Source organism: Domibacillus aminovorans, from assembly GCF_001643235.1.
GTDB classification, from domain to species: Bacteria; Bacillota; Bacilli; order Bacillales; family Domibacillaceae; genus Domibacillus; species Domibacillus aminovorans.
The window spans coordinates 1-17,997 of record NZ_LQWY01000053.1 but is presented as its reverse complement, the minus strand read 5'-3'; the positions used below and the strand labels follow the sequence as shown (position 1 = coordinate 17,997).

Below are 17,997 nucleotides of genomic sequence, written 5' to 3'. Positions count from 1 at the left end.
GCGATCGGGTCGACCGTCTCGATCGTAGGGGCTCTCGTCATCGGGCAAGCGGCTGTGCAAGCGGGGATTGTATCGCCGGCCATGGTCATTGTCGTCGCCGTTACCGCCATCGCCAGTTTTGCGACGCCTGCTTATGGGATGGCTATTTCAGCCCGTTTGATTCGCTTTGCCTTTATCATCAGCGCGGCCACATTTGGCTTTTTCGGCTTAATTCTTGCTTTCTTTCTGATGATTGTTCATTTGTGCGGCTTGCGTTCATTCGGCGTTCCGTATATGAGCCCGTTTGCGCCATTCTCTCCGTCCAATTTTAAAGAGACGTTTTTTCGAAGCCCTTTATGGGCGATGAACGAAAGACCACGGATGGTCGTTGGGAAGAATGTAACACGTCAAGGCGAAAACCAGAAACCGCAGCCTCCGATCTCTCGTGAGATGATCATGACAGACCAGAAAGAAGGTGACACGCATGAATCGTAAAGGGATGTTTCTTTTTTTGCTGGCCATCAGCGTTTGTTTCCTTTCTGGATGCTGGAGCAAAAGAGAATTAACCGATCTCGCCTTTATCTCTGCTTATTCCCTTGACCTAACTGAAGAGGGAAACTATGAAGCGACCGTGCAAGTGATTAATCCAGGGAACATCACCAGTGGACTTCAAGGCGGAGGGGGAGGGGCATCCTCTCCACCCGTTATTGTGTATTCGGTCACAGGAGAAAACTTGAGTGATATGGACGCCCTTGTCACCAAAAAACTCTCCCGAACGCCTTATTACGCCCATACCGATCTGGTCGTTATTAGCGATGAGCTAGCAAAAAAAGAAGGGCTTCCACCTATCTTGGATGAGCTTGACCGCGACATCGAATTCCGGACGACGACGACGGTCGTCATCTCGAAGGAGACAAAAGCGAAAGATTTACTCACAACATTGACGGGAACGGATCGAGTATCTGCGACAAAAATTGTAAAGACGCTGGATACGACAGAAAAAATGCTAGGTGAAAACTTACGTGTCAATGTTCATGAGTTAATTACTCAAATCACTTCTACGGGGAAAGAACCGGTTCTGCCTAGTTTTACATTGAAAGGAGATCCCCTGCAGGGGAAAACGGTGAACAACGTTCAATCATCGGAACTGGAAGCGGCTCCGGAAGCGGATGGATTGGCCATGTTTAAAGAAGGAAAGCTGATTGACTGGATAGACGGGGAAACGGCGCGAGGAACGCTGTGGACACTGGATAAAGTCCAAACGACCATTACAAGCATCAGCTGGGAAAAAGAAAAAAAAGCCATTGCCTATAAAGTGATGCGTCAAAAAACGAAAGTCTCTGCGACCCTCACAAAAGGGAAGCCAAAACTATCGATTTCAACGCGAGCAGAAGGGGATATTGCGGAAGTAAAAGTGCCGGTGGATCTGACGGATCCGCATGTCATCAAAAAGATTGAAAAGGAACTTGGAAAAGAAATCAAGAGCGAAATCGAAAAAGCGGTCCAGCAAGCGCAACAAAACAAATCAGACATTTTCGGGTTTGGCGAAGTCGTGCACCGTACCGATCCAAAAGCGTGGAAGAAGCTTGAAAAGGAGTGGAATGACCGTACGTTTGCGGAATTAGAAGTCGACGTAAAAGTTGAGGCGCTTATACGCCGCACGGGATTAGTCAACAACTCCCTTCATACCACATTGAAAAAGGAAGGAGAATGATCGCGTGATGGAAAAAGCAAAAATAAGTAGCTATCAGCTCTTCACACTCATCTTTTTATTTCAAATTGGTTCTGCCGTATGGTTTCCGGTTTCCTTAGACGCGAAACAGGACGCCTGGCTGGCGACTCACATCGCCATGGCCGGCGGTTTTTGCCTGTTTTTCATGTATTACGGCCTTTACCGCTACTATCCAGATCTTCCGCTGACGGAATATGTGCAAAGAGTACTAGGATCCGTTTTAGGAAAAGGACTCGCCTTCTTTTATGTTCTCTATTTTACGTATGTAGCTGCAAGCATAGTGCGCGATTTCGGGGAATTGTTGGCCACCATTGCTTACCCGACAACGCCTTTATTTATCCTCAATGTCCTGTTCCTTCTGGTGGTCGTTTATACGGTTTATAAAGGAATTGAAGTCATCTCCCGAACAAGTGAAGTGTTGTTTGTCGCCATGTGCCTGCTTCTCTTGAGCGGCATCCTTTTAATAATGATTTCAGGAATCATTCATATTGAAAACTTAAAACCGGTACTGGAAGAAGGACTTTCGCCGGTGATCAAAAGCGCTTTCGCAGAAACATTGTACTTCCCATTTGGACAAATGGTTGCCTTTGCGATGATTTTCCCTTATGTCAAGGAACGTGAAAAAGTGAAACGGACCGGATTATGGGCAGTGGGCATAAGTGGACTCCTATTGGCACTTGTCGCAGCAGGTAACATAAGTATTCTCGGTCTGGAGCATGCCTCACGTGCACAATTTCCCCTTCTAGCTTCGATCCAGTCGATTAAAGTAGCCAAGTTTTTGGAGCGTTTGGATATTTATTTTATCCTTTTTGTGATGATCGGCGGTTTTATAAAATTAAGTCTCTTTTTCCATGTGGCGGTGATGGGAACGTCTCATTTATTTCAGGTGAAACATCCTTCCCATCTTGCCTACCCGATGGGAATAGTTGTTTTACTTGTATCCATGACTACTGCAAGCAGTTATACGGAATATATGGAAGAATGGAGGGCGGTTTACTTGCCATATATCGATTCCTCATTTCAAGCCGTCATCCCTGTTCTTCTCTTTATCATTGCTTTTTTCAAAAACAGAAAGAAAGCGGTATAAAAAGAATAGGTTCCCTTTTTATCATGTATTCGTTATCGCCATTGTAAAAAGGAGAGATCCAAAAAGGAGGATGATCTTATGATAGAAAAAGAAAAGGTAATCCAAATTTATCAGGATGTATTGAATGGAAAAAGAGTACGATTCCCTAATCATTTCTTTGTGGGAGAGCAGGGAAAGAACTATTTAGCCATCCTAACGCGTTACCTTATTGAGGAGTACTTAGGAATTCCTCTAGAGGAAATTCCACGAAACGTCAAAGCTGAAACCCTTTGGGATCACCGATTAAGACCGGCTGCTCATGTTCAGGGATGGACGAATTTTATAGAGGTAATTGAAAATGCGTATCCTGGAAAATTTAAACCGTGGGAATTCACCCAAGTTCCCTGGAAATATTGGCGAGGAGAAATAGGGGAAAAAAGAGTCATTGAAGCCGTTCGATATGTCATTGAAGAAAAATGTAAGATGACTCACCATGAAATTCCTTTACGAGTTAACCATCATTTTTTTAAAGAAAATAGACTTGCTGGTGTTTTTCATTTTTTTGGAGAGTCTCCTTATCAAGTCATTAATGCTGTGTATCCCGGTCAATTTCAACCGTGGGAACTGGCGAACGTTCCAATGAATTATTGGAAAAATCCTGAGAACATCAAACAGACGTTAGAATGCTTTCTTTTTCAAAAGCTCGGTTTTTCTTCTTATGAAGAAGCTCTTGTCAAGCTCAAAAGAAAGGATTTCTTCGACTATCAAATGAGCGGAATCCTTCAAACGGCCTTTGATTCCCAACTGGGTAAGGTGCATCAATGGATCAGAGAGCAAATGATAGCCACTAAAAATCAAGAAACGACTGAATATGAGGTACAGAAACAATTCTAGGTATTCAGAGGATATTGAAGTCTCTTTTAAAACAAATATGTCCTTATATGGTTAGTTCAAAAGGCATCAAAGGATGCCTCTTTTTCAATTGAGGGAACATATGTTTGATAATGGTGTAAAACAAAACCCCATCTCATAAAAGGGAGGTGTTGGATGAGAAGTAACTTACTATTCAAAACCTGTATTTAAAGGCTAATGTCTTAGCTTTTTCTCGTAGATATTCGTTTTTTAAAGGAGCAATTATATTATCAACCATGATGAAAGCTTCTGTAGGCAATATATCATTTAGATAATCTATTGAGTCTTCCATAAACTTTAGTTGTTTCCTCTGTTTCTTCCTATAACACTTCAAGTTTCTCATCATGGAAAATGGTTCTGTACACAGCTCATTTTTGCATTAAATCATCTAATTTATCTAAAACTAAATTTAAGTCATTACGATCGCTCCTTTATCATTCTTTTAAGAATAGTACGGACAAGGAAAGGTCGTTGTTAAACGTGGCAGGAAATTAAGTTTGATTTATATATCATTTTATATCTTCCTGTTTAATGGTAACTTCATTGCCATCGCTCTTAATATAGATATCACCATTTTTAGTTAAGTAAACCATTGTGCCTAATTGTTCTAATGCAGCCACTACCTTTTCTTCCGAATTTTTGTCTGAACAAGTAATAACAGCGTATTGTGGATTTACAAGTTCAAAGAAATCAGCGCTTTTGTGAGTATATAGTCCATGATGTGGTACTTTTAAAAAAGTATGCTCTAGATTTCCTTGTTCAATCAATTCAGTAAGACGAGTTTCTTCGGCATCTCCTGCAAATAGAAAGCTGTTCTCACCATGTTGTACACTTATGACAAGGGAATAATCGTTGTCTTCTGAATAATGACTGCGTTGTGGTGGATACACGAGAAATTCAGCCGAACCTAACTTAAATGTAAGGTTTTCTGTTAACAGAGTTGCACTTTGATTCTTTGCCTTTAATGCAGCAACGTACTCTTTATACTGTTTACTATCTCTTGTATAATCCGCTGTTACTACGTTTAGTACCTCCACATTCTTTAGTACAGTATCTGCTCCCCCAACATGATCCTTGTCAAAATGCGTTATTATTAAATAATCAAGGGTATCAATCTTATGCTCTTCTAAGTACTTAATAATTTCCTTCCCGTTCTCTTCTTTTCCAGTATCAATTAGTACATTTTTATTTGCAGTTGATAGGAGTATACTATCCGCTTTACCTATTTTAAAAATAATTATCTCCATTTGACCAATATTCCCTAAAGTACATCCCGATAATGAAAGAATTAGCAATAGAATCATGTTTACCATGACACTCTTTTTTCTTATAATTAAAAACAGAATCATACTTCATCGCTCCAATTGATTATAGATCTCTTAAACATTACACCTAGATTATTAGGATTGAATGTTGAGACATATGGTTCTTTTTTATTGAAAAGGATCATTGACAATAATCTTTTTCAATAAAAAACCCCGTTAGATAATTTTATCCATAGGAGTGAGACTGTATACAAAAAGAATCCATATTGAAGTGAACCAAAAAAAGTTGGACAAATATTTCAAGCGGCTATCTGGTATTGAGTCATGTACTTAATACCTTTAGTTTTACCTCCCGGATCGTCTACACTTGATCTAAAACAGAGGAGGAGTCCATATCATGACCAAACGAGAACGCCGCACATTCATGCCAGCATTCAAAAAACAAATGGTTCAGTTACATCAGAACGGAAAATCAAAGAAAGCGCTCATTGAGGAGTATGATCTAATTCGGTCTTCACTTGACCGATGGATTCAACAGGGGGAAGACTGAAGATATTAAAATAGCCGCATCAAGTACTGATGCGGCTTTCATTAATTAACGTTCACAAGCAATCCCATCTTTCTCGGTCCTTGCAACAGGGAAGGGGATACTTGCAATTTCACTTTCATATTCCGTTATCACACCATCCCCGCATCTGCTAGTACACCTCCGAAAAAGAACGGCCAAAGAAAGGCCGTTGCAGGGAGAGAGCGGTCAGAATTTACTGAATGAATTTATCAAGTTGCTTGATATATGCTTCCTTTGAAGGTGATGGCAGGCACTTTATACTGCCATCAGAGTTATATGATTCACTAAAATGTATAGTAAATGAACCAGCCTGGTAATCAGCAATACCATTAGCAAGTGTTTCTTTAGCAGTTGCTACATCAGGCCATTCATAAATACTAACTACCTCAGTGATGACAAGTTGAACACATCCAAATTTTATACAAGAAATGGTATTGTCTTTTGGTTCGGGAACAGCTAACCCTGCAGATTGGAAAGCTCCTAAAACATTAAAGGCCCCTGGGGAAGAAACAGGCTCATGTTCTTTTACATCAGAGGATTTCGGGATACTTGCAGACTGTTGTTCAATATCTGATCTATTCTTAGAAAAAAACGCAGAAGGTTCCATATCAATTGGCTTCCTAATGCCCACAACAATTATAGTGAATAGACAAAAATAAACAAATCTCGTAATGATCTTATTCTTGTTTGCACGGAATCCAAGGGTTTCTTTGTCATCCGTCATAGTAACCACTCCTCATCTGTATTTGAGAAATAATAAATCCATCCATATCATCGAAATAGTACTATTCAATAGTTAAAATAAATACACACCATAGTGTGCCAATAATGCCTGACTAGTCATTCTATCTATTTTCCTACGTTGCTCTTAGCTCTATATAAATTCTGATAAGGGAGAGATGCTTACACCTCATACAGTTACTACAAAACGACCAGAGAAAGGCAGCATACTCATCACAGCATCCCGCCAGCTGCTGGAACTCTTTCTATAGAGAATGGAGATTATTAGCACTATGACAGTGAAATTTCAGCTAAAGGAAGAAGAACAGAGAAGCTGGTTCCTTTACCTATTTCGCTTTTTACTGTGATTTCCCCTCGCATTGTTTTAACGATACTATAGACAACCATCGTGCCAAGCCCGGTGCCAATATCTTTTGTTGTGAAAAAGGGGCTTCCCATACGTTCGAGTTGTTCTTCATCCATCCCGATACCTGTATCTGTTACAGTGATCATGGCATTGTCTCCAACACGTCGCAACTCAATGAGTAGTTTTCCTCCTTGAGGCATGGATTCAATGCCATTTTTCATGATATTTATAAGACACTGGTGAAGCTTTTGATCTTCGCCAGCGATATAGATATCTTCTTCAAGTTGTACTTCAATTTGTACATTATTCATGGCGGCATAAGGACCAATGAATTTTTCGATATAGATTAGTTCCTGGTGTAAATCCAATATCTTTATGTTTTCTAATGAAGGTTTGGCAAAGGTGAGGTAATCAGTAATCCTAGATTCTGCTTGATTTAAAGCATCGACTGCAATATTTAAATAATGGGTCCGGTCTTGATCTGTCAGATTGGGTTCCTTTAAAAGTTGAAGAAATCCCTTTGCGACTGTCAATGGATTACGTACTTCGTGAGAAATACTTGCTGCAAGTTCACTGACTGTCTTTAGTTTTTCGAGCTTGTCTAATTCGTTATTAAGAGCAGCCTCCTTTTTTGATTTTTCGTTAAAGACCACAAAGAATATGATTCCAATAGATTGAACGATTAGAGAAAAAATAAAAAGTATAAAGTAATCTCTAGTGAGATTTTCAGGCATAAATAAAAAGATCATTGCCATCCAAGAAAGTATTCCAAAGAAAGAAGCTAGTGAGGCAAGATATAATTTTTTTCTAATATTAACGGTCTTATTAAAGGTGAGAATGATAGGCCATAATGAAATAATTAACAGAAAATATAAAATTAAAGCTGCATCAGTACTAGGAACATCTAAAAAAAATCGATAGGATACTAGAATAACTGTTAAAAAAACAGCAACTCTCCATCCTCCATATAGTGCCCCAATAATAAAAGGAATTTGGCGAAAATCAATAATATAACCAGCAGGGAGGGTGATAGGAAATGTCATACATAGAACGATGGAAATCCCCGATATAAGAGCAATGATCAGTTCATTCGTTAATTTATTTGCTTTTCTTTCAATGAATTTAAAATAAATAGAGAAACAAAAATAAACCAAAAAAATATTTAACAGAAAGGTCTGCAGGTTATCCAATATAGTAGTCATTACTATCTCTCCTAGCTTTTCACTGACTTAGCGTGAAAAAACTGATTTATAAGAAAATAAAAAATGATACAAACCTATGTTTTTCATTCAGTAAATAATTACAAAGATAATTCATCTATGTCATGAAAATAGTACCAATGTATAGCTAAAATAAATACACGCTACAGCGTGCTAATAATGAATGAATAGTACTTCCTTCCATCTTCCTATAAAAAGAAGGTGAGTTCTACACTTATTTTTCGACAAATTACGACAAAAAGTAGGTAAGAAATAGAAGCATTTTCTTTTATCCGTAATACACCATTGCGCGCTGTAAAAGCCAACGTTCTAGTCGTTCTTCAGCAAAACCATATTCAACACCGAATGTTTGAGCAATAATTGCTATAGCTGCTTGCTTATGATCTGTTAATTCGAGTTTTTCGAGCATAAAAGTGGGAATACAAAAATGCAGGGCAAAGCTATTCGCTTGCCATTCCTGGAGTGTGCGAAAAGCAGGAGGGATCTTGCGCTGGTTGCCAGAGTGACGCAACAAATGACATAATTCATGAGCAAAATCCTGCCATTGTTCTGCGAAAGATAAATTTTCATTAAGCACAATCATAAGTATGTCGTCTTGTTCATAGCACCTGCTTGTTACGTCTGCATAATCTACCAGGATGTTTAAACTGTCCGCAATGTCTTGAAAATTAAGCTGCTGCGGAGAATAAATAGAGATTTTTTTATATAAATTTTCGATAAAATCTTCAAGATGGGTTTGCACATAGATCATAAAGGATGCCTCTTTTCCAATTGAAGGAACATATGTTTGTTGATAGTATACAATAAAACCCTGTCAAGGAAAAGACAGGGTTTAAAAAATCTGAATGTTATTTTTTATGTAGGCCACGTTTCTTTATAATCTTCCAGAACTCGCGCAATTCCTCCACTTGTTCTTCTGGCGACTCTGCCATTTCTTTAAAAAAGAGATTTAATTCCGGATTATTGAAAAACTCCATCATTTCTTTTTCATCGTCAGATAAATTAGCTTTAGCGACGTTACTTTCTTTGCCTGTAACCAAATAATCAATTGAGACAGAAAAATGCTCAGCGAATTTTTGAAGAATTTCATAATCGGGCTTTCTTTCGTTTCTTTCATACATCCCGATTGTACTCTCGCTTAAGTCAAAAAGCTTTCCGAATTCTTTTTGTGATCTTTTCGTATTCTGACTTAACCGTAATGTTTTTAATCGCTCGCCTAATGTTTTCATAAGTTTATCACCTACATTAATAATAACACGTTGTGTGTTGTTATTTGAATTTATCGCACGAAATGTGTTGACAACACGAAACGTGTGGATTAATATAAAGATACAGCCAACACATAACGTGCGGAAGGGGTGGTGAAAATGAATAAAATAGAGATTGGACAAAAACTTATAACGTTACGAGGTGATGAATCTCGTGAGAAAGTAAGTACTGAAATAGGTGTTAGTATCAGTGCACTACAGATGTATGAAAACGGTCAACGTATCCCAAAAGATGAAATAAAAGTTAGACTGGCTAATTACTACAATACTACTGTCCAAGATATTTTTTTTGAACATAAACCGCACGAAATGTGCGGATAAAGAAAGCGTAAAGAAGTCAGCTAGGAGGTGATCTACATGGATGATTTCATCTATGACAAAGAAATACTGCTCAAGCGAATGGCGATACCGAAAAAACTCGCTGAATTAAGTTACTTGGATCAAGATGCAGCTGTGCATTACATGAGAATTTGGGGCGAAAAGAAAATGCCTATCACGACGCTTTTTGATGAACTTAATACGACGTTAGCAGAAAAAGCGAGTTAATGAATTTCATAGATAAAGGATAATTCGTTCGACTGTATGAAAAAAGTGCGCGTCACATACTGAAAGGAAGTGTATCGATGGTTGTAAAAAAATCAGCAAATGTCGGGCAGATCGTTGAAAGAATGCTGTCCGATGAAGATCTAAGCGTAAATCAAATTGCATTCGATCTAGACGTATCGCCACAGATGGCCAGTCATTTAAAAAATAACCGGCGAACGATGCAACAGGACATTGCTAAGAGGGCGATCAATGTGTACAACGATTCCCCAGCTTTCGTAATGGATCTGCTCTTTGAATTTAGTGATGGTTATACCTCCCCAGTTTTGCGGGGCAAAGCTTTAGAGCAGCACCGGCTTTCATTTAAAGAGTTTTTAGCTGATGAGTGGGCAGATGTTCAGCGGAAAGTTTATCCCACAGAAAAGGATGATCTTGAGTACAAATTTGATTGGAAAAAGGCACCGGAAAATGCCACGAAAGAAGAAGTGGCTTGGATTAAAGACTTGATCATTGAACTCAATGAAGCTGAAATGGCAGTTACTAACTTCCGTAGGCACTTATATGAGGCATATCTTATTAATCCAAAACAGGTTCAGAAAGAGACATTCAGCCGCATTAAGACGAAAGGATGGATCGAGGTTTGAGTAGTGAAACGAAAGAAAAGATTTGTGCACACAGTCTTATTTACCGTATTGAAGAAAGCATTGTGGTCGGCGACATTATGGAAGCGAAACGTTGTGCGGTTGATCTATTAAACAGTTTGCGTGAATTAGAAAGAATACAAGAGAAACACAGAAGCCAGAAGCGAGTGGATGACATCATTCAGAAGTTACAGGAGAACGGAGTATTGGTAGAAAGGGTGAAAAAACATGTTGTTTTGGGCAGCTGATATTGCCATCACCGGATTGATGACTATTGCCGTCATTTGTACAGCGGTCGGGACTTGGATTAGCCGCGGTGTATGGGATCGTTATAAAGAAGATGAAAAAAATAACGCCCGCTGAGCAGAGCGGCCGTCAGTAATGAAACACTAGTCAGTGTACATTGTACCATGTCTTTATTAATAACACTACTATATTTATTTTCAGATGGGCACTTCGGTGCTCGTCGATAGCAATCGGGCCAGGTTTCTCCCCCGTACCTATTCCGGCTGCTATCGATGGACATCATCCATCAGAGAGAAGGTGAAAAATCTTGGTTCAAACAATTCAACAAATTGAACGAACGTGTTTCCCTGAGGATTTTCGCGATATCGAAAAGGGACATCCAATTGAAGATATGTTTGGTGAAAAAATTACGACTACTGACATTTACTTCATCATGAAAAACGGCGATGTTGTACATGAAGTGAACATTGGTGAGTACCAGGTCAGATTTTATGGAGCGATTGAAAAACAAGCAAAATAAAAACCCGCTGTCGGAGGCGGGTCGTTTTGAAAAATATTGTTACAGACATTGTACTGCACTTTAAAAACTGAATCAAGGGAGTGGATTTGATTGGCAAAGAACATGAATGCCCTTTCTACGTTGGATTTATCCCGGCATGACTGGTTGATGGAAAGACGAAATGGAATCGGGGGGAGCGATTCTGCCGCCATTGCCGGTGTGAATAAGTACAGTTCGCCGATGAAAGTGTACCTTGAAAAAACGAATCAGATTGAGTCAGAAGAAATCTTTTCAGTCAATGATCAAGGTGGGTTTGAAGAAGGCAGTGAAGCAGCCTATTTTGGAGTATTGAATGAAAACTTGGTCGCACAGGAATTTTCCCGCCGTACGGGATTGAAAGTACGACGTCGAAACGCCATCTTGAAGCATCCAGAATATGAGTTTATTTATGCCAATGTAGATCGGCTGATCGTCGGCAAGAATGAAGGGCTCGAATGCAAAACAGCTTCTGAATATTTAAAAGCAGAGTGGGAAGGCGATGAGATCCCGGCTTCTTATCTGCTTCAATGCCAACATTATATGGCTGTAACAGGATATGAAGCATGGTGGATTGCAGTATTGGTCGGTGGCAATAAATTCATTCATAAACGTATTGAACGTGATGAAGAATTGATTACGTACTTGATCAATATTGAAAAAGAGTTTTGGGAAAATCACGTCATTCCGAATAATCCGCCGGCATTTGACGGATCCATTGCTTCAAGTGATCTGCTCAAGGCAATGTACCCACAGCATGAACCCGACAGCACAATTGAATTAACGTCTGACTTTCAAGTGTATATCGATTCTTATAAAACATTGGAAGAAGACTTATCACAAATTAAAGAAAAGATGACGGAGTGCCAAAACATTTTAAAAGGTGCCATACAGGAAAATGAAACGGCCTTTATCGGTGAGCAGAAAATCACCTGGAAGTCACAGGTTTCAAATCGTATCGATTCAACCCGGCTGAAAAAAGAACAACCGGACATTTATGAGCAATATATCAAACAAAGCATTTCCCGCCCTTTCAAAATTAAATAACTGGAGGCGTCTCGTATGAGTAAAACGTGGAAAGATGTGCCTGGATATGAAGGTTTGTACAAGGTTTCTGAAAGTGGGGAAATTTTAGGTTTGAAAAGAAATAAACTATTAAAACCTTACATTGATATGAGTGGTTACTTAGTATACGCATTATCAAAAAAATGCAAAGCCAAACACATTAAGGCTCATAGGATTGTTGCGATTGCTTTCGTGGATAATCCTATGAAAAAACCACAAGTAAATCATATCGATGGAAACAAACTAAACAATCACATATCTAATTTGGAGTGGGTGACAGCTTCAGAGAACATTCGACATGCTTTTGATAATGGACTAATTAAAATGTCTGAAGAGAGAAAAAGAAACCAGGGGAAATGGTTTAGAAAAAAGGTTATTTGTTTTAATCATTCCACTGGAGAAAATATTATTTTTGGTTCTGAAAATGATGCTTGTCGCCATTTCGGGTTCTGTAAAGGTACAATATCTCGCTATATAAGAGGTTTAAGAAAATCACCAGACAATCTTTTGTTTTCATATTTAGAGGAGGAAACAATAAATGGCTAACAACCAATCGATCAAAAACGAGCTGGCAAATAAGCAGCAGAATGCACCAGCAAGACAAGTCACACCGGAGCAGTCACTAAATGGTTTGTTAAAACGAATGGGGCCCGAAATTCAAAGGGCTCTTCCGAAACACATGGATGCAGACAGAATGGCCCGTATTGCCTTAACAGCTGTACGTACCACACCTAAATTACTTGAATGCGATCAAATGTCTTTCCTAGCAGCGCTCATGCAATCAGCTCAGCTCGGTGTAGAACCAAACACCGGACTTGGACAAGCATACTTAATTCCCTATGGAAAACAGGTTCAATTCCAGCTTTCCTATAAAGGACTGATCGATCTTGCAGTCCGGAGTGGCCAATATAAAGCGATTTACGCTCATGAGGTGTACATCAATGACGAATTGGTCTTTGAATACGGTTTATACAAAGATTTGAAGCATGTTCCCGCCAGTATTCCAGAAGGTGAACCAATAGGCTATTACGCTGTTTATCATTTGCAAAATGGTGGTTTTGACTTTGTGTACTGGACGAGAGAACGCATTGATCAGCACGCGAAGAAGTTTAGCCAGGCCGTTCAAAAAGGATGGACAAGTCCATGGAAAACGAACTACGACGCAATGGCAAAGAAAACAGTCCTAAAAGAAGTACTAAAATATGCGCCAAAATCCATTGAGTTTCAAAAGACGGTAGAAGCAGATTCGACGATTAAACAAGAGATCGCACCGGATATGAGCGAAGTGATCGATGTGCAGCATGAATTAATTGAAGAACCAGATACGTCAGTTGAACAAGAACCCGTGCAAGAAACGAAAAAGCCGTCAGCAAAAGATACGGACTTGGATGCGATTCAAATTTCAGACGACGATCTTCCCTTTAAATAATGGAATACAAATGCGACATTCCAGATTTCATTCGTCAAATGTCCAATAGCAATGAAGAGTATATCAGATGGGTGAAGGGCTATTTTAAGTCCTCTCATCCGTATCTGGAGCTCGTAAGAATTGAAAAGAAGGCTGTACTTAAAAAGAGGAGTGAACCTAATGCCTAAATACTTTCGATGGCCTGACTTTCAGGTCGATGAATCATACCAGAAGCACTGTGACAATTGCGATCAATTAATTCAAAATCAATTATTCTTTCACTGGTCACACAAAGATTTCAATCTATGTTCAGATTGTTTACAAGATTTATATGAAACAACCTTTAATATCCGGCCACTAGAAGTAGGTAACAGCGCTTTATATCAAAAGAAAACTATACCAGATAGCATCAGATGGCACATTTGGAATCGAGATGACTTCACATGCCAATATTGCGGAATCAAAGAAAATCTTTCGATTGATCATATTGTTCCGGAATCCAAAGGCGGCGACCTTTTAGAACAAAACTTAGTTACAGCTTGTCGCCCGTGTAACTCAAAAAAGAATAACCGAACACCAGAGGAAGCTGGTATGAAAATTATGAATGATCCAAGGCATTAACTAAAGGGGGAGCCACATTGTCCGGCTACATTAAAGACTATCGAAAAGAGCTCGATAGTGCCATTTGGATGATGCCCCCTCTCTATCACAGAATATGGCAGTATCTCAAATACAAAGTGAATCATCAGGAAAATAAAATACCGATGCGGGACGGCAGTTTTTTAATCATAAAGTCAGGGCAGCACCTGACATCGGTTCGGGATATTGCAAAAAACATCGGGTGGTACGAGGGGGTGAAATGGCAGGAGCCAAATCCCAAAACAGTGACTACCATTCTAAAATGGCTGGAAACGCAGTCGATGATCAAGATCGACCGGGGCAAGGGTAACAGGCAGTACACACTAATAACGCTGTTAAATTGGGATTCTTACCAACAAAAAAGCTTTGAAGGTAACAGCAGAGAAACAGATGGGGAACACCTCGTGGATATAAACAAGAATGAAAAAGAATGTCTTAAGAATGATCAAGATAGTACTACTACTAAAAACGCGTACGAAGGAGCCAGTGACGGGGTGTCTACAACCGACCCAGTGCGTGGTGATTCGATTGAAGGAAATTCAGTTGAAGAAATATCACATACTCCTGAAGTGCGAATACAGAAGCTGCTGGATGGCTTTGTTGAACTGAGAAGTCACGGATTAATAACTTCAGCAGATGATTACCAACAAGCAAAAAAAATTATTGAATTCGGCATTTCTCTTGAAAACGCGTTGGTTTGGATGAAAGAGAAGTTTGATAGTTACCAGCCCAAACATCCGAACAAGCGAATCAACGCTTTGTCTTACTGCGTTGGTTACATTTTCGATAGACACATTGAAAAACAAGAAAAGGAGAATAGCCATGACAAAACAACGGTTCACCAGTATCGCGGACGTAATGGCGGATCTGCAGGAAAAGGCAAGTCAGCGGAACAAGCCTATAGAGAGCTGGAAGCCTCCCGAAAAGCTTGGGGCGGATGAATATGAGTGCAATATCTGCAATGATACAGAGTTCATTATTCACAAAAACGATCAGGGACAGGACGTTGCAAGATTTTGTGAGTGTAAAGAGCGGAAAGCTTGGAAGCGCCGCTTTAAACAGTCCATGATTCCGGATGAATTTCAAAAAGCGAATTTTGAAAACTACAAGTGTGAGGAAGAAGTTCAGCAGCAGATGATGAGTCTGACTAAACAGTATTTGAATGAGTTTAGCATCGAAACGGCGGAAGATGGCCGGAAAAAGAAAGTGATCCCGTCGCAAAATTTTGGTCTAATCGCTTCTTTTGGTGAACAACGACTGAAAGAAATGCCGGTGGGAGAACGGGCGGAAATGAAGTGGAAGCATAATAATTTTGGCATCGGCAAAACACATTTGCAGGTTGCGCTGGCAAAGCAACTTCTGAAAAAAGGTTTTCAGGTGTTGATTGTCTCGGATGCAGTCTTCATTGATGACTTGATGCAGGCGAAACGAGCAGGGGATGAAGGGGAGCAGCTGAATCGTCTGTTAGGTCCAGCGCTTGAAGCGGATGTGTTGATATGGGACGACATCGGTAAATCAAAATGGACGGAAGCAAGGGAAACAATGTACTACCGGATTATTAACGAGCGGTACCGCAAGCAAATGCCGATTGTCTTTAACAGTAATGAAGATCGAGGCACACTGGCGGACAAGATCGGATATGCTGCAGCCAGTCGACTGATAGGGCAATGCAGCGATGAACAATATCGCTTTCTGCTGGATGCAGAAGGACAGGATTGGAGGTTGAAACGCAGTGTGTAAATTATGCGGCGGCACTTATCGTGTTGCATACAAAGGAGCGATCGGACGTCTTGTGAAAGCGTGCCCGACATGTGGACCGGCACCAGAACATATTCGAAAGGCGCGGAGAGAATTGCTTGATAAGAAAATCGCAGATGCTGAAATGAAGCTGTTAGGAGGAGATGCTGCATGAGTAAACGTGAAGTTTTCCAACTGCTTATCAATTACTACAAGAAAGCGGGATGTGGTATGGACGTTGTGGAATTGGTTCGAGCATGTGGCGACACGGAGCCAGCCAACATCATGGAGGGTAGCCGGATGTTTAGTCGATATTTGGATTTCCAGAGTGGAGGTACGATATGACACCGATCGCAGGATATGAAAATTTAACAGATGCTGAACGCAAGTTGTTCATCCGAGGGCATCACAAGCTTCTTTCGTCATTATCAGGCAATGAGCGTGATCAGTACGGACTTGGCCACGTTGTTGAAGTGAAGGCCAATTCGCAAGAATCAGCAGTTGATGTGTACTTTACCAACGGTCAGCAACGGCAGTATACGGCGAAAGGGGTGGGGTATTGATGTGGGAAATTAAATACAGAGCTTACGCAAAGCAGCTGAATAAAAAACAGCAATTAAAATTAAGAATCTTCAAAGTCCTCATACTTGATTTTGAAGATGAAGATATATTCGCTGTCGGCAAAGGGGGAGGTCGATATAAGTTTTCCTTTGAGGAACTTGAAGGTCTTGTGCAATATATCGGATTAAAGGATAGAAACGACACGGAGATTTATGAAGGAGATATTGTTAAATATTCGAGGCATCGTTACACAAAGTGTGACTGTAAGGAAATCGAAAAGGTTGAACCGCCGGTGACGGGCAAAATATATTTTGTAGATGATCTATGGCCAGGATTGCGATTTGCAGATGGCACAGGGACTGTTTTTCTTCCTGGAACTATTCGCGGCGAAGATTTTGAAGTGATCGGCAACATTTACGAAAATCCGGAGCTACTTGGAGTTGATGAATAATGCACTATACAGAACAAATGTATGAAATGGTGGTTGCGGCGAATGCTCACACAGGTCTGGAAAAGCCTTCTTACAAAGAACGTGAAAAGCTAATCGCTGAATATCAATGGAACAGCATGAACCGTGTTGAACGAATTAGCGCCAATCTTGTGAAGGAGGTTGTGAGCAGTGAAACTGTGTGAACGATGCAACCGTCCGCTGAAATCAGAAAAAAGCATGAGCGATGGAGTGGGACGTGTCTGCAAGAAAAAGCAGGCCATTGAAGATGCGGAGTTTGAAAAGATCCAAATCAAGATGGATGAAGTAATCGACATGCCGGAATTGACAGCACATGGCGCGTAACTGGAACGCGAAGAAGACATATGTGTACGGCATTCTTTTTGACAGTAAAGCCGAAGCCGATTATTACATGCGTCTTTTAGCAGATCCAAGTGTCGAAAAGGTTGAAGTACAACCGGTATTCGAAGTGATTCCTTCATACCCAGTCACATGCTATCGCTGTAACGGATCAGGCAAGCGGACAAGCCCGAAAACGGAGAGACCAATCAATTGTAATCGTTGTTCTGGAAAAGGCTTAAAAACGAAGCCAGGGGCGAAATACACGGCCGATTTTAAAGTTTATTACAAGAATGGTCAGACAGAAATTGTGGATGTGAAAGGTGGGCCAGCATCGAGGGACTTCCCATTGCGTCGAAAGCTACTTGAAAAGGCGATCGGACAGGAAGTGGCAGTCATGGAGTATAGTCACAGTAAGTGGAGGAGGAAACGCTGAAATCGTTCTTTAACTAATAAAGAAGTCGTAAAACGACTTCTCAATAAAATTAATATAATAGAAACTGTCCAGGCATCATTTGTGGAACATAGTGATATCTTCTAGGCATCATTTGTGGAGCATTGTTCTCTCTTTCAGGCATCATTTGTGGAGCATTGTTCTCTCTTTCAGGCATCATTTGTGGAGCATTGTTCTCTCTTTCAGGCATTGTTTGTGGAGCATTGTTCTCTCTTTCAGGCATCGTTTGTGGAGCAATAATCTCTCTTCTAGGCATTGTTTGTGGAGCAATGTTCTCTCCTCTA

Annotated in this window: 29 protein-coding genes and 1 pseudogene; 24 read left to right on the top strand and 6 right to left on the bottom strand. The window is 40.2% G+C overall.

The window, feature by feature from the left end:
• The 4 genes from AWH49_RS15015 to AWH49_RS15000 form a co-directional block, all read left to right on the top strand.
• Positions 1-474 (top strand): spore germination protein (locus AWH49_RS15015; protein WP_211268405.1); only part of this gene is annotated, 474 nt, incomplete at its 5' end.
• Positions 464-1,693 carry a Ger(x)C family spore germination protein gene (locus AWH49_RS15010; RefSeq protein ID WP_063966385.1) on the top strand — a complete coding sequence of 410 codons (1,230 nt, stop codon included), beginning with the start codon at positions 464-466 and terminating at the stop codon, positions 1,691-1,693. The genes AWH49_RS15015 and AWH49_RS15010, both read left to right, overlap by 11 nt.
• Before the next feature lie 7 nt (positions 1,694-1,700).
• Positions 1,701-2,798: a GerAB/ArcD/ProY family transporter gene (locus AWH49_RS15005; RefSeq protein ID WP_063966384.1), complete on the top strand. Its 1,098-nt coding sequence runs from the start codon at positions 1,701-1,703 to the stop codon at positions 2,796-2,798.
• Between the two features lie 78 nt (positions 2,799-2,876).
• Positions 2,877-3,671, top strand: coding sequence for a DUF4046 domain-containing protein (locus AWH49_RS15000; RefSeq protein ID WP_082862879.1), 795 nt, complete (start codon positions 2,877-2,879; stop codon positions 3,669-3,671).
• 527 nt (positions 3,672-4,198) lie between these two features.
• Here AWH49_RS15000 and AWH49_RS14995 read toward each other — a convergent pair.
• On the bottom strand, positions 4,199-5,038 hold the full coding sequence (locus AWH49_RS14995) for a ComEC/Rec2 family competence protein (RefSeq protein WP_063966383.1): 840 nt from the start codon (positions 5,036-5,038) through the stop codon (positions 4,199-4,201).
• Between the two features lie 313 nt (positions 5,039-5,351).
• On the opposite strand from AWH49_RS14995, the gene AWH49_RS19505 reads away from it, so the two are divergent.
• The gene (locus AWH49_RS19505) at positions 5,352-5,504 is read left to right on the top strand and encodes a transposase (RefSeq protein WP_082862878.1); all 153 of its coding nucleotides are present in this window, start codon (positions 5,352-5,354) and stop codon (positions 5,502-5,504) included.
• A 211-nt stretch (positions 5,505-5,715) separates the two neighbouring features.
• Here the strand turns inward: AWH49_RS19505 and AWH49_RS14990 are convergent, their stop codons facing one another.
• The 4 genes from AWH49_RS14990 to AWH49_RS14975 all read right to left on the bottom strand — a co-directional run bounded on the left by AWH49_RS14990 (position 5,716) and on the right by AWH49_RS14975 (position 9,058).
• Positions 5,716-6,246, bottom strand: coding sequence for a hypothetical protein (locus tag AWH49_RS14990; RefSeq protein WP_063966382.1), 531 nt, complete (start codon positions 6,244-6,246; stop codon positions 5,716-5,718).
• A gap of 287 nt (positions 6,247-6,533) precedes the next feature.
• Positions 6,534-7,811 carry a sensor histidine kinase gene (locus tag AWH49_RS14985; RefSeq protein ID WP_082862877.1) on the bottom strand — a complete coding sequence of 426 codons (1,278 nt, stop codon included), beginning with the start codon at positions 7,809-7,811 and terminating at the stop codon, positions 6,534-6,536.
• Positions 7,812-8,097: 286 nt separating this feature from the next.
• Entirely contained in the window at positions 8,098-8,580 is a 483-nt protein-coding gene (locus AWH49_RS14980) for an ImmA/IrrE family metallo-endopeptidase (protein WP_063966381.1), read from the bottom strand.
• Positions 8,581-8,677: 97 nt separating this feature from the next.
• Positions 8,678-9,058 (bottom strand): helix-turn-helix domain-containing protein, encoded by a 381-nt coding sequence (locus AWH49_RS14975; RefSeq protein WP_063966380.1) that lies wholly within the window; start codon positions 9,056-9,058, stop codon positions 8,678-8,680.
• A gap of 138 nt (positions 9,059-9,196) precedes the next feature.
• On the opposite strand from AWH49_RS14975, the gene AWH49_RS14970 reads away from it, so the two are divergent.
• The 19 genes from AWH49_RS14970 to AWH49_RS14895 all read left to right on the top strand — a co-directional run bounded on the left by AWH49_RS14970 (position 9,197) and on the right by AWH49_RS14895 (position 17,695).
• Positions 9,197-9,418 (top strand): helix-turn-helix transcriptional regulator, encoded by a 222-nt coding sequence (locus AWH49_RS14970; protein WP_063966379.1) that lies wholly within the window; start codon positions 9,197-9,199, stop codon positions 9,416-9,418.
• Between the two features lie 36 nt (positions 9,419-9,454).
• Complete coding sequence (locus AWH49_RS14965; protein WP_063966378.1) at positions 9,455-9,643, top strand: hypothetical protein; 189 nt, start codon at positions 9,455-9,457, stop codon at positions 9,641-9,643.
• 77 nt (positions 9,644-9,720) lie between these two features.
• The gene (locus AWH49_RS14960) at positions 9,721-10,284 is read left to right on the top strand and encodes a helix-turn-helix domain-containing protein (protein ID WP_063966377.1); all 564 of its coding nucleotides are present in this window, start codon (positions 9,721-9,723) and stop codon (positions 10,282-10,284) included.
• Positions 10,281-10,529: a hypothetical protein gene (locus AWH49_RS14955; protein WP_063966376.1), complete on the top strand. Its 249-nt coding sequence runs from the start codon at positions 10,281-10,283 to the stop codon at positions 10,527-10,529. Before AWH49_RS14960 ends, AWH49_RS14955 begins: the two co-directional genes overlap by 4 nt.
• Entirely contained in the window at positions 10,510-10,644 is a 135-nt protein-coding gene (locus tag AWH49_RS21025) for a hypothetical protein (protein ID WP_280512836.1), read from the top strand. Before AWH49_RS14955 ends, AWH49_RS21025 begins: the two co-directional genes overlap by 20 nt.
• A 190-nt stretch (positions 10,645-10,834) precedes the next feature.
• Positions 10,835-11,047 carry a YqaI family protein gene (locus AWH49_RS14950; RefSeq protein ID WP_063966375.1) on the top strand — a complete coding sequence of 71 codons (213 nt, stop codon included), beginning with the start codon at positions 10,835-10,837 and terminating at the stop codon, positions 11,045-11,047.
• A gap of 102 nt (positions 11,048-11,149) precedes the next feature.
• Entirely contained in the window at positions 11,150-12,109 is a 960-nt protein-coding gene (locus AWH49_RS14945; RefSeq protein WP_063966386.1) for a YqaJ viral recombinase family nuclease, read from the top strand.
• A 15-nt stretch (positions 12,110-12,124) separates the two neighbouring features.
• Complete coding sequence (locus AWH49_RS14940; RefSeq protein WP_063966374.1) at positions 12,125-12,673, top strand: NUMOD4 domain-containing protein; 549 nt, start codon at positions 12,125-12,127, stop codon at positions 12,671-12,673.
• Positions 12,666-13,556 (top strand): recombinase RecT, encoded by an 891-nt coding sequence (locus AWH49_RS14935; RefSeq protein WP_063966373.1) that lies wholly within the window; start codon positions 12,666-12,668, stop codon positions 13,554-13,556. Before AWH49_RS14940 ends, AWH49_RS14935 begins: the two co-directional genes overlap by 8 nt.
• A gap of 159 nt (positions 13,557-13,715) precedes the next feature.
• On the top strand, positions 13,716-14,156 hold the full coding sequence (locus tag AWH49_RS14930) for an HNH endonuclease (RefSeq protein ID WP_063966372.1): 441 nt from the start codon (positions 13,716-13,718) through the stop codon (positions 14,154-14,156).
• Between the two features lie 17 nt (positions 14,157-14,173).
• Positions 14,174-15,115, top strand: coding sequence for a hypothetical protein (locus AWH49_RS14925; protein WP_063966371.1), 942 nt, complete (start codon positions 14,174-14,176; stop codon positions 15,113-15,115).
• On the top strand, positions 14,997-15,914 hold the full coding sequence (locus AWH49_RS14920; protein ID WP_244886881.1) for an ATP-binding protein: 918 nt from the start codon (positions 14,997-14,999) through the stop codon (positions 15,912-15,914). Before AWH49_RS14925 ends, AWH49_RS14920 begins: the two co-directional genes overlap by 119 nt.
• The gene (locus tag AWH49_RS14915; protein WP_063966369.1) at positions 15,907-16,086 is read left to right on the top strand and encodes a hypothetical protein; all 180 of its coding nucleotides are present in this window, start codon (positions 15,907-15,909) and stop codon (positions 16,084-16,086) included. The genes AWH49_RS14920 and AWH49_RS14915 overlap by 8 nt, the downstream gene beginning before the upstream one ends.
• On the top strand, positions 16,083-16,256 hold the full coding sequence (locus AWH49_RS20150; protein WP_157723749.1) for a hypothetical protein: 174 nt from the start codon (positions 16,083-16,085) through the stop codon (positions 16,254-16,256). Before AWH49_RS14915 ends, AWH49_RS20150 begins: the two co-directional genes overlap by 4 nt.
• Positions 16,253-16,474, top strand: a complete 222-nt coding sequence (locus AWH49_RS14910) for a hypothetical protein (RefSeq protein ID WP_063966368.1) — start codon at positions 16,253-16,255, stop codon at positions 16,472-16,474. Before AWH49_RS20150 ends, AWH49_RS14910 begins: the two co-directional genes overlap by 4 nt.
• A complete protein-coding gene (locus AWH49_RS14905; protein ID WP_063966367.1) occupies positions 16,474-16,923 on the top strand; it encodes a YopX family protein in 450 nt (149 codons plus the stop codon). Before AWH49_RS14910 ends, AWH49_RS14905 begins: the two co-directional genes overlap by 1 nt.
• A complete protein-coding gene (locus tag AWH49_RS14900; protein WP_063966366.1) occupies positions 16,923-17,105 on the top strand; it encodes a hypothetical protein in 183 nt (60 codons plus the stop codon). Before AWH49_RS14905 ends, AWH49_RS14900 begins: the two co-directional genes overlap by 1 nt.
• Entirely contained in the window at positions 17,092-17,265 is a 174-nt protein-coding gene (locus tag AWH49_RS20440) for a DUF6011 domain-containing protein (protein WP_169816007.1), read from the top strand. The genes AWH49_RS14900 and AWH49_RS20440 overlap by 14 nt, the downstream gene beginning before the upstream one ends.
• Entirely contained in the window at positions 17,255-17,695 is a 441-nt protein-coding gene (locus AWH49_RS14895) for a DUF1064 domain-containing protein (RefSeq protein ID WP_063966365.1), read from the top strand. Before AWH49_RS20440 ends, AWH49_RS14895 begins: the two co-directional genes overlap by 11 nt.
• 49 nt (positions 17,696-17,744) lie before the next feature.
• Here the strand turns inward: AWH49_RS14895 and AWH49_RS14890 are convergent.
• Positions 17,745-17,997: pseudogene (locus tag AWH49_RS14890) on the bottom strand (hypothetical protein); the annotation flags it as partial.